The sequence below is a fragment of the Paenibacillus sp. MAEPY2 genome (genome assembly GCF_000499205.1).
Taxonomy (GTDB): Bacteria; Bacillota; Bacilli; order Paenibacillales; family Paenibacillaceae; genus Paenibacillus; species Paenibacillus vandeheii.
The window spans coordinates 181,350-191,323 of record NZ_AWUK01000026.1 but is presented as its reverse complement, the minus strand read 5'-3'; the positions used below and the strand labels follow the sequence as shown (position 1 = coordinate 191,323).

General features: G+C 43.9%; 11 protein-coding genes. 10 read left to right on the top strand and 1 reads right to left on the bottom strand.

Annotated elements, in window-relative coordinates:
- Nucleotides 1–230 precede the first annotated feature (230 nt).
- From P364_RS0119725 to P364_RS0119710, 4 genes are all read left to right on the top strand, one after another.
- A complete protein-coding gene (locus tag P364_RS0119725) occupies nucleotides 231–1,616 on the top strand; it encodes a DEAD/DEAH box helicase (RefSeq protein WP_024631802.1) in 1,386 nt (461 codons plus the stop codon).
- Between the two features lie 172 nt (nucleotides 1,617–1,788).
- Complete coding sequence (locus tag P364_RS0119720; RefSeq protein ID WP_024631801.1) at nucleotides 1,789–2,118, top strand: antibiotic biosynthesis monooxygenase; 330 nt, start codon at nucleotides 1,789–1,791, stop codon at nucleotides 2,116–2,118.
- A 136-nt stretch (nucleotides 2,119–2,254) separates the two neighbouring features.
- A complete protein-coding gene (locus P364_RS0119715) occupies nucleotides 2,255–2,605 on the top strand; it encodes an MmcQ/YjbR family DNA-binding protein (protein WP_024631800.1) in 351 nt (116 codons plus the stop codon).
- Nucleotides 2,606–2,724: 119 nt separating this feature from the next.
- Nucleotides 2,725–3,195, top strand: a complete 471-nt coding sequence (locus P364_RS0119710) for a GNAT family N-acetyltransferase (RefSeq protein WP_024631799.1) — start codon at nucleotides 2,725–2,727, stop codon at nucleotides 3,193–3,195.
- A gap of 91 nt (nucleotides 3,196–3,286) precedes the next feature.
- On the opposite strand, the gene P364_RS0119705 is transcribed toward P364_RS0119710, so the two are convergent.
- Complete coding sequence (locus P364_RS0119705; protein ID WP_029881128.1) at nucleotides 3,287–3,883, bottom strand: TetR/AcrR family transcriptional regulator; 597 nt, start codon at nucleotides 3,881–3,883, stop codon at nucleotides 3,287–3,289.
- 129 nt (nucleotides 3,884–4,012) lie between these two features.
- Here P364_RS0119705 and P364_RS0119700 point away from each other — a divergent pair, with 129 nt between their 5' ends.
- The 6 genes from P364_RS0119700 (at nucleotide 4,013) to P364_RS0119675 (ending at nucleotide 9,964) form a co-directional block, all read left to right on the top strand.
- Complete coding sequence (locus P364_RS0119700) at nucleotides 4,013–4,204, top strand: hypothetical protein (RefSeq protein WP_024631798.1); 192 nt, start codon at nucleotides 4,013–4,015, stop codon at nucleotides 4,202–4,204.
- A gap of 40 nt (nucleotides 4,205–4,244) precedes the next feature.
- Nucleotides 4,245–5,507: a cytochrome P450 family protein gene (locus tag P364_RS0119695; RefSeq protein ID WP_024631797.1), complete on the top strand. Its 1,263-nt coding sequence runs from the start codon at nucleotides 4,245–4,247 to the stop codon at nucleotides 5,505–5,507.
- 255 nt (nucleotides 5,508–5,762) lie between these two features.
- Nucleotides 5,763–6,692: an ArsR/SmtB family transcription factor gene (locus P364_RS0119690; protein WP_024631796.1), complete on the top strand. Its 930-nt coding sequence runs from the start codon at nucleotides 5,763–5,765 to the stop codon at nucleotides 6,690–6,692.
- A gap of 198 nt (nucleotides 6,693–6,890) precedes the next feature.
- Nucleotides 6,891–8,183, top strand: a complete 1,293-nt coding sequence (locus tag P364_RS0119685; protein WP_024631795.1) for an ABC transporter substrate-binding protein — start codon at nucleotides 6,891–6,893, stop codon at nucleotides 8,181–8,183.
- An 84-nt stretch (nucleotides 8,184–8,267) separates the two neighbouring features.
- Nucleotides 8,268–9,158 carry a carbohydrate ABC transporter permease gene (locus P364_RS0119680; RefSeq protein ID WP_024631794.1) on the top strand — a complete coding sequence of 297 codons (891 nt, stop codon included), beginning with the start codon at nucleotides 8,268–8,270 and terminating at the stop codon, nucleotides 9,156–9,158.
- Nucleotides 9,158–9,964: a carbohydrate ABC transporter permease gene (locus P364_RS0119675; protein ID WP_024631793.1), complete on the top strand. Its 807-nt coding sequence runs from the start codon at nucleotides 9,158–9,160 to the stop codon at nucleotides 9,962–9,964. The genes P364_RS0119680 and P364_RS0119675 overlap by 1 nt, the downstream gene beginning before the upstream one ends.
- Nucleotides 9,965–9,974: the final 10 nt, after the last annotated feature.

Sequence of the window (9,974 nt, the reverse complement as noted above, 5' to 3'; positions counted from 1 at the left end):
CTCATAGCAATAAGCTTGATCCAACGGATGAAAACATAAGATATTAGAAGCTAAAGAAAATAGTAATGATGTGAAGATGGAATGGGTTAAGCTTAATGGTCAAAAAGATTTGTTAGAATATCTTAAAAAGATAATATACAGATGCGTTTTTTAATGTTATCCTTATGTGTTACGTTTTGAAATGAGAGATACGTCAAATGAATATTTGTTGCGTAAATTAAGGAGACCTAATGACATTTAAAGACTTGAATATTATACCCGCAATTTTGGAAGGCTTGAGCAAAGCAAACTATACTGCCCCGACACCTATACAGGAACAGGCGATTCCAGCCGTATTGGCAGGCAGAGATTTGCTTGGCTGTGCGCAAACAGGGACAGGGAAGACGGCAGCATTCTCTGTACCCATCATTCAATTATTAAGCGAAAAGTCGAACGGCCCCAAAGCCGCACGTCATATTCGTTCATTGATTCTAACACCGACAAGAGAACTTGCGATTCAGATCTCGGATAACATTAAGGCTTACAGCCGTTACACGGATATTCGTTGTGCCGCTATCGTAGGTGGTGTTTCGCAAAAAGTTCAGGAACGTGCACTCAATCAAGGTGCAGATATTATTATTGCAACGCCCGGAAGATTGATTGACCTGGTCAATCAAAAGCGTATTGATCTGAAACATGTGCAAATACTGGTTCTTGATGAAGCAGACCGCATGTTGGATATGGGCTTCATTCACGATGTGAAGCGAATCATCGCGAAGATGCCGAGTAAGAAACAGACGCTGTTCTTCTCAGCTACCATGCCTCCGGAAATTACAAAAATGGTAAAAACGCTGCTGGTGGATCCGGTAAAAGTAGAAATTACACCTGTATCCTCCACAGTGGATCGAATTGAACAGTCTGTGTATTTATTGGAAAATGGAAAAAAACAGAATCTGTTGAATCATATCCTACAGGATAAGTCCATCGTTTCGGCACTGGTGTTCACCCGTACGAAGCGCGGAGCAGACCGTGTAACTCGTGATTTGTCCAAAGTGAATATTACGGCCCAGGCCATTCATGGCAACAAATCGCAGAACGAGCGTCAAAGAGCTCTGAATAATTTCAAAAGCGGAGTTACGCGGGTGCTGGTAGCGACAGATATAGCGGCAAGGGGTATTGATGTTGAAGAGCTTTCACATGTAATCAACTTCAACCTGCCTAATATTCCAGAAACGTATGTCCACCGCATTGGTCGTACGGGCCGAGCTGGACATAGCGGAATGGCGATTTCCTTTTGTGAGAAGGAGGAACTTCCGTTCCTGAAGGATATCGAGAAGGTAATCAAGAAAACCATTCCTGAAGTGAAAAATCATCCTTATCCGATGACAAGTGTCCCTGCTTTTGTAAAATCGAATCAAACATCGAAGTCTGCAGGCCATAAATCTGCAGCTGATAAACCTGCGAAGGCAAAAGCGAATCCTGCTCGCAAGCCAAAGTCCGAGTGGTTTAAAAAGAGTAGCAAAGCCAATCACAGTAAACCAAACAGTAGTAAGCCAAATAGCGGTAAACCAAACCACAATAGTAATAGTACAAGTCACAGTAAACCAAAGAGCAGCAAAGTGAATAAAGCTCTTTAAAATAACGAGCAAAATGCCTTCTCCATTTCGTGGAGGAGGTTTTTTTGTATACAAAAATGGATGCGATATTGATAATCATTTTCAATAAGAATAGAATAATAGAGTGAAAGTTAAAAAAAGTCACAAGTCTTTGTATGCTGCAGTGACTTGAGGCAAACAGGAGGCGTAATTTATGTTCATTCAAACTCGCGTTATGGTAGTCGAAAAAGGTCACAGTCATAAACTGGTGGAACGTTTTAGTGCCCCTAGCCCTGTAGAGGAAATGCCGGGACTGATTGATTTCAGTGTGATGGTTAACAAAAAGAGTAAAGAACATGAAGAAGTAATGGTGCTGATTCGTTGGGAATCGGAAGATGCATGGAAGAATTGGGAGAAGAGTGATGTGCATATTAAGGGTCACCGCGAGAAAAGAGGACAGGAGAAACCTGAATATTTAATTAGTACTACTGTGAATATGTACGAGGTCCAGAAAGTGAAGACAGCCAGGGTATCCAATACTTAATTTGAATGATGTAAAGCCTATCACATTTATCATGAGATAGGTACATTCAACATGCTGGTTTACATGCAAACGTACATTCGGTATCATTGGATTGGGCAGGGAAAGTTTGTCTTCCGCGCAAAGGAGAGGTACTGAATTGAAGAATAAGATCATTGATTACTGTTTGAAGAAAAAAGGTGCCATCAAGGATTATCCCTTCGGAGCCGATACGGTCGTGATCAAAATTGGAGGGAAAATGTTTGCACTCATTTTTGAGGGCAAGGCGGATAACGTTCGCTTGAACCTAAAATGTGATCCGATTATTGCAGAAAACCTGAGAGAGCAGCATGAATCCGTTCAACCGGGGTATCATATGAACAAAAAGCATTGGAATACCATTATTCTTGATGGTTCCTTGTCGGAGCAGGATATTTATGTCATGATTGACCATTCGTACGACATGGTTGTCAAAACCCTGTCCAAGAATCTTTTGGAATCCATCTCGTAAGTAGGCCACATGAAAAGAGATGGTCATCACCTCAAGTGAATAAGGCATTTCGTTCTTAATCGTAGTATAATTTATATCGTTAAGAGCGTCGGTTATTTCATGATGTGGAGGCTTACTGCATGTTCATTAGAGAAATAGAGGAAAAAGATAATCAAGAAGTAGAGTCTCTGATTCGAAGTTGTCTGATTGAATTTGAGGCCAATAAGACAGGAACGGCGTGGGCGGATCCAAATTTGGGCGATTTTTATCACCTTTATCAACGGGAAGGCTCAAAATATTGGGTGGTTGAGGATAACTCAACCATTGTAGCTGGTTGCGGGATCGGACCCGTGGAAGGATTTCCTCATATTTGTGAATTGCAGAAGATGTATGCATTGAAAGAAGCACGAGGAACCGGGATTTCATATGATTTGCTTCGGATTTCCCTTGATTTTGCCAAAGACTACTATGAACAATGTTATCTTGAAACGCTTAGCAACATGGTCGCGGCTAACAAGTTCTATATCAAGAACGGTTTTATTCTGTTAGAGGCACCGTTAAATGCAACGGAACATTTTGCTTGTGATGCATGGTATATGAAAGCATTATAAAATCAGATCTCAAGCTAAAAACAGCCTAGTTCAAGCGGCAGATTGCCGACGATGAATTAGGCTTTTTGGTATTTTCATATACCCATATACGTTATAGAAACGTTAAACAGAGCTGCTCCACAATGCGGTCGGGAGAGTTGCCGCGCACGTTTTTTTGAAACAGATAGGAATCATTGCTCATGGCGGTCAGGAGCATGTCTGTTTTGAACAAGCTGATGGCCTGTGATGCGTCGGTCTCTGTTGCTATTTCTTCAAATAACTCGAATAGCTGCTGATGCAATTGGTCATATAGGGGACTTGAGGTTCTGGAGTCTGATCCCTGATATACCGCATTCTCGATGCCCGAGAGCAGCTCCGCATTTTTCTCTCTGAACTGGATAAATAACGTCAGCAGACCACGCAACCGCTCAGATGGGGGCTGCAATGCGTTCTCCTGCAGGTATGTCTCTACATCCTCGAAGAACAACGCTGCGTTATCTTTGATCAAGTCCATACATAACTCACTCTTATTGCGGTATCTGCGGTATAAAGTGCCCGCTCCAATCTGCGCTTCGGAAGCGATCTGATTCATGCTGACCCGCTCGACACCGTGCAGCTCAAATAATCTGAAAGCCACATTCAGAATACGTTGGCGGTTCTCGGCTGCATCCCGTCGTTCCGAACGAGAGGTTGTGTTGGTTTTATCCACTGTCTGTCACTTCCTATCCTTCAACCTCCAAAATTTGACAAGGGGAGAACTCTCCGTTTAATATCAAGAAGAGGATAAGCGGAGAGTTCTCCCCTTAATCTTAATCAAAACGAGAGGGATGTGCAACTCATGGAGAGTGATCATAACAAAGCTGCACTTCTGGTCATGGATATGCAGAACATCATTGTATCGCAATATGCGAAGCACGAGGATGCCCTGTTCCCGTTTCAGAAAGCAGTAGAAGCAGCTCTCGCAGACATAACGTACCGTGATTTTTGTGAAGGTTGGTTATCGCCAGGAAGTCCCTCCAATATGCAATAGTTTAACCTAATAAAATTGTCGAAGCGAAAGGGTGGTTATAATGAGTGAGTTAGATCTTAATGCTTCACAACAAGCAGCGCTAAGTCTGTTTAGTGGGGATAGTGGTGAAAACCCGTTTTCACTTATCAAGCAGTTGCGTGAAACAGGTCCTGTTATTCCAGTGTCTCTGCCAATGGGTGGCACAGATCGCGGACAGTGGTTGGTTACACGAATGGAAGAAGCTTCACAGGTACTTAAAGATCATGCGCACTTCACAGTAGACCCGCAATCCATCGACGGTAATGAGAATGCCCTGAAAGCCTATGTAGGCAATATAGATCCAGATGCCCCTCCGACGTTCTTCACCGGAAAATCGATGCTCTCCGTGGATGAGCCTGATCATCGGCGATTACGTCGACTGGTCTCCAAAGCCTTTACGCCCAAATATATGGAAAGTCTTCGCCCGCGTGTACAGCAGATTGCTGATGAATTACTGGATCAGGTTCAAGCCCAGGGTGAGATGGATTTGGTTAAGGACTACGCCTTTCCCTTACCGATCCATGTGATATCCGATATGCTGGGTGTGCCTAAATCAGATCGCCCTCAGATCCAGAACTGGTCCTCCGCGATTGCACACGGTTTGGGTTTGGGAGTGCGTGATCCGGGAGTAGAGGAGCATCTTCGAGCCTTCGGGGACTATACTGCGCAGCTGGTAGCTGAGAAACGCAAACATCCTGCGGATGACTTGATTAGTCAATTGATTGCTATTGAAGAAGAGGGCGATCGACTCAGTGAACCTGAACTGCTGTCCATGATTACATTATTGATCTTTGCCGGTCATGAGACGACATCCAATCTGATTGCTACAGGTGCAATGATGTTATTGGATCATCCTGAACAATTGGAGAAACTCAAGGCTGATCTCAGTCTGGCCCCGTCTGCTGTCGAGGAATTGCTGCGTTTTAATGGACCTGCAACCATTGCTGGACCTCGGTTTGCGACTCAGGATATCGAGCTGGCAGGACAACGGATTAAAAAGGGAGATATGGTCATTCCCGTGTTGAAATCTGCCAATCGGGATGAGCTTCAGTTTGAACAGCCAGAGGATCTGGATGTTACACGTCATATTAATCGTCATCTGGCTTTTGGTCATGGCATTCATTCCTGCTTGGGGGCTCCGCTTGCTCGTGTGGAGGGAGATATCGCCTTTACAACATTGTTAAGACGTATGCCTAATCTGCGACTTAATATTCCTCGGGAAAACATTGAGTGGCATTTGGCGCTAAGTTCACAGAGCTTGGCTGCCTTGCCTGTCGCATTTTAGCACAAAGAGTTGGAGCTTTTATTGGCAAGAGGAACCTATACACCCCAAAAATCCGCCTAACATGGCGGTTTTTTTGGTTTGGAGCTATGGTTTCATTCCGATAGGAAACACACAGAAATTGTATGAAAACGAAGATTAATGATGAAGTAAAAAGCAATTTGATACAAAATAAATGTTTTGTTACAATATTATCGACTGAATTAAACTATTCGATTACATTTGTTGTTCCATAAATACATAAGAGGTGGTGAATGAATGCTTGAGTTGAGTTTTGATAATCCGGATGAGTTGGTCACGGTCACGCATGCTTTATCGACCCGCTCACGAGTGGATATCCTGAGACTATTGATTTCCCAAAACCTGAATATAGTAGAAATCGCGGAAGCTCTCAAACTTCCGGTATCGACAGTAGCCAGTAATATCAAGGTTTTGGAAGCGGCGAGGCTGATTAATACGGAACTGCTGCCCGCCTCTCGCGGGGCAATGAAGGTATGCAGCCGCAATTACGATGATATTCATATTGCTCTTAATCTGGAGAAAGCAATTCCCAAAGGCGATATTCAGGTATACGAAGTGGATATGCCTATTGGTCACTATAGTGATTGTGAAGTATCACCAACCTGCGGCATGGCGAATGGTGAGGGCATGATCATTCGTGAGGATGAACCTGCCAGCTTTTTTCATCCAAAGCATGTTGGCGCGCAGATTATGTGGTTTCGCAAAGGATATGTCGAATATTTGATGCCACTGGAAATTCCGGGAGAAGCGGTAATCGAATCACTGGAACTGTCCATGGAGATGTGTTCTGAAGCACCAAACTATGATCATAATTGGCCTTCCGATATCTCCGTATGGATTAACGGTGTGGAAATTGGCATGTGGACATGTCCTGGTGACTTTGGAGATCGGCGCGGAAAGCTCAACCCGGCTTGGTGGTTTGAATGGTCAACACAGTATGGGTTATTAAAGACATGGCGAGTGGACAAAAATAAAACGACACTGGATATGGAGAAAATCTCAGCAGTTGATCTGGCTCAGCTTAACCTTCAGAACAGCCACAAGTTAAGGGTGCGGATTGGCATTAAACCGGATGCTGTTCATCAAGGAGGCGTAAATCTCTTTGGGCGACAATTTGGAGATTATGACCAAAATATCAAAATGACTGTACATTATGCTATTCATTAGAATGTTATAAGGGAGAAAGGTCTTGGTTGCAGATATTATGTAACTAAGGCCTTTTTTTAATTAATAATTACATTAAATATGTTTGAAAGCGTTGACACAAGAGAAATACCCTTATATAATCCCCTATAGATACAGTAATAATGTAACAAAACAATTATATCGTTTGTATCTACAAATTAGAGTAAAGGGGATACTCGCATGAAAAAGAAGATCGGCAGGTTAGCACTGACATTATTGCTCTCATTCTCAACCATTTTAAGTGCATGTAGCGGAGGCAGTAACGAGGCTGGGGATAGTGGCTCCGGTGATGGAAAAGTGACATTGTCCTTCTGGACACTGTTCGATGGTGGTGATGGCGCCAATATGCAGACATTGGTCGATGAATTCAACAAAACCCACCCGGAAATTGAAGTCAAGAATACCAAATTGGCCTGGGGCGAGTACTATACGAAGCTTGTTACCGCTGTTGGTAACGGTAATGGACCGGATATCGGGATTTCCCATTCTTCCAGACTGCCCGATCTGATCAATCAGGGGGTCGTCACAGAGCTGGATACTCCGGCTACGGATGCAGGTGTGGATTGGAGCACTTATAACCAAAATCTCTTGGATGCGGTCACCGTAGAAGGCCAACATTATGCTGTACCCATTGACACACATCCCTTTATCATGTTCTACAACAAAAAACTTTTAAAAGATGCAGGCTTGCTTGGGGAAGACGGGAAACCGATTCTGGAGCAATCTGCTGACGGATTTGTAAGTTTCCTTCAAACGTTAAAAGAGAAGCTGCCTGCCAAAACTACCCCGTTTGCATTGTCCAATAATAATGATGACCCTTACCGCTTGTGGTGGTCACTGTACTCCCAGTTAGGTGGCAACGACGTCGTATCGGATGATCTGAAGTCCGCAGCCATTGATAAGGAGAAAGGCATCAAAGCCGCAGACTATATCCAGAAGCTCTATACCGAAGGCTATATCAAGAAAAATGATCCAGACTTCTATAAAAATTTCCAAAGTGGCACAGCCGCCATTATCATGACAGGGGTCTGGACGACTGGAACCTGGGAATCCACCAAAGGACTTGAGTTTGGAGCCATGCCAATTCCGAAATTCTACGATCAGGAAGCAACATGGGGAGATTCTCACACGATTGTTCTGCCGCTGACTAAGGATGAGGACTCGGCTAAACGCAAAGCCGCCATGATCTTCGCCGACTGGGTTGCTGATAATGGTCAGGTCTGGGCGAAAGCCGGACATATTCCATCCAAGCCATCCGTGCTGGAAAAGCAGGAATTCAAGGATCTGCCGTACCGCAGCGATTATTCCGAAGTGGCAAGTGTAGTTAAATTCAGCAAACATTCTACCAAGAATGCACAAATCCGTGATCAAGCTGCCTTTAAATTTTTGAATGAAGTATGGATGAACAAAATGACCCCTGCGGATGCCATGAACAACATGGAGACAGCCATTCAGAAAATTCTGAGCGAATAGAAGGAAGACGGGTCACGCAAGCCGTGTGTATCATCTGTAGACTAGAGATCGCCGGCTTGTGTGCCAATCAAAGGGGAGACGCATATGAAGATCAAAAAAATGAGAGCGGATTTGCAGGCACTGGTATTTCTGCTTCCATTCTTAATTGTTTATGGTTTATTTACGATCTGGCCCATGATTAAAGGCGTGGAGATGACCTTCTACAAATGGACATTGATTAAGAAAATGGATTTTGTTGGCCTGGATAACTTCCGGAAAGTTTTTCAGGACAGAGAGGTTTGGGAAGCGATCTGGCATTCTACCTTTTTTGTTTTCTTGAGTACACCGACCATGATTATACTCGCGATTTTGCTGGCTATGATTGCCAACCGTAAATCGTCTTTGCAGAAGTTCTACCGCATCATCTTCTTTATACCAAGCGTACTCTCCGTCGCCGTCGCAGCTTATCTGGGTTTATTCGTATTTCAGCCTTATACGGGATTGGTCAATTCCGTCCTGCATCTTGTCCAATTATTGCCTCAAAATTCTGAGGTTTTCTGGCTGACGGAAACTGGGCTCGCCTGGGTCGTTATTACCGTAATTACCTTGTGGTGGACAGTCGGATTTAACTTTATTTTGTATCTTTCCGCTATGCAGGAAATACCGGATGAAATTTATGAAGCGGCAAGATTGGATGGTGCGAGTGATACTCAAATATTTTGGAGAATTACTCTTCCTTATCTAAATCCATTGACCAAAACCATAACGATGTTGCAGATCATCGCTTCCTACAAAGTCTTTATGCAAATTTATGTCATTACGGGCGGGGGACCGCTGGATCAGACACGTCCGATAATTCAGTTAATCTATCAGACCGGATTCAAGAATAACAACCTGGGTTATGCCGCAACGATGTCCTACATTTTATTCGTGATCCTGCTGGTTCTGTCGGCGCTGCAATACTGGATGACTAACCGGAAAGGGGCGGAAAACTGATGAAATGGCTGTATCGCATAGGTTCAGCGTTGATGGCGGTTATGTTTGCGGCCCCACTTGTGTGGATGCTGATGGTCTCCATTAAAGAAGAAGGCATGAAGATTATTACAGTGCTGGACTGGTTTAAACCTCCTTACTCGCTTGCCGTCTATAACGAGATTCTGACGACGACAAAGCTGTCACAGTGGGTGGTTAACAGTTTGTTTGTCGCGGTGATAGTGACCGTGTTGACTGTTATTTTCGCCGCTATGGCCGGATTTGCCCTGTCCAAAGTACCGTTTCGTTTCCGTACATTTATTTTCTTCTTCATTCTTGGCGGGCTGTTGATTCCCGGTGAGGCTACCATTATTCCACTCTATCAGGTGGCCAAGGATCTTCATTTGCTAAATTCATACAGTGGATTAATCATTCCTGCGTTGGCTTCGCCTGTAGCAGTCATTGTACTCAAAAGCTTCTTCGACGGTATTCCCAATGATCTGTTGGAGAGCGTGCAAATTGACGGTGGGGGCTTTTGGCGGATTTTCACCAGCATTGTTCTGCCGCTGACCCGGCCAGCGATGGCTTCCATGGCGATCCTGACGTTTATTGGTTCATGGAACAATTTTCTCTGGCCTTTTCTTTCGATCACGGATGACAATCTGTTTACACTGCCAATGGGAATTCCCACGCTGATGGGGCAGTATTCAGAGGATTATGTTAAACCAATGGTTATCAATGCCGTCGCTTCTGTTCCTATCATTATATTATTTGTCATCTTTGAGAAGCAGATTGTCAAAGGTATCAGCATGTCTGGTATTAAGGGTTAACACTTTTTCA